General features: G+C 64.4%; 2 protein-coding genes. Both read left to right on the top strand.

Annotated features, from left to right (window positions below; translation table 11 throughout):
• On the top strand, window positions 1–409 hold a 409-nt coding region (locus EN893_RS36305), incomplete at its 5' end, for an ATP-binding cassette domain-containing protein (protein WP_128362278.1).
• A gap of 37 nt (window positions 410–446) precedes the next feature.
• Window positions 447–749, top strand: a 303-nt coding sequence (locus EN893_RS36310) for an ATP-binding cassette domain-containing protein (protein WP_128362279.1), incomplete at its 3' end; no start/stop codon positions are given.

Consider the following 749-nt stretch of genomic DNA (forward strand, 5'->3'; position numbering starts at 1 on the left):
CTACGGCAAGATCCGCGCCACCGCCGTCGACTGGCTATCGCGCGTCGAGATCGACGAGGACCGCATCGACGACGAGCCCCGCGCCTTTTCCGGCGGCATGCGCCAGCGCCTGCAGATTGCCCGCAACCTCGTCACCGGCCCGCGTCTGGTGTTCATGGACGAGCCAACCGGCGGCCTCGACGTCTCGGTCCAGGCGCGCCTGCTCGACCTGCTGCGCGGTCTGGTCACCGATCTTGGTCTGGCGGCCATCGTCGTCACCCATGACCTTGCCGTGGCGCGGCTTTTGTCGCAGCGCATGATGGTGATGAAGGACGGCCGCGTCGTCGAAAGCGGTCTCACCGACCGCGTGCTCGACGACCCGCGCGCGCCTTACACGCAATTGCTTGTTTCCTCGATTCTGCAGGTTTGACGATGACGCAAACGACTGACGATTGGAGAACCTTCTGATGGCAACCCCGCTCGTTGTTTCCGGCGTTGCCAAGAGCTTCACCATGCATCTGCGTGACGGCATCAAACTGCCTGTTGTCGCCGGTGTCTCGTTCTCGATCAGGGCCGGCGAATGCACCGTGCTCGGCGGCCCGTCCGGTGCCGGCAAGAGCTCGATCCTGAAGATGCTCTACGGCAACTACGCCGTCGACGAAGGCCAGATCATCGTCACGCATGATGACGGGCTGATCGACCTGGCCACCGCCAGCCCTCGCACCGTGCTTGCGGTGCGCCGGCAAACGATCGGCTATGTCAGCCAGTTC

The sequence above is a fragment of the Mesorhizobium sp. M7A.F.Ca.CA.004.04.2.1 genome, from assembly GCF_004022825.1.
Lineage (GTDB): Bacteria > Pseudomonadota > Alphaproteobacteria > Rhizobiales > Rhizobiaceae > Mesorhizobium.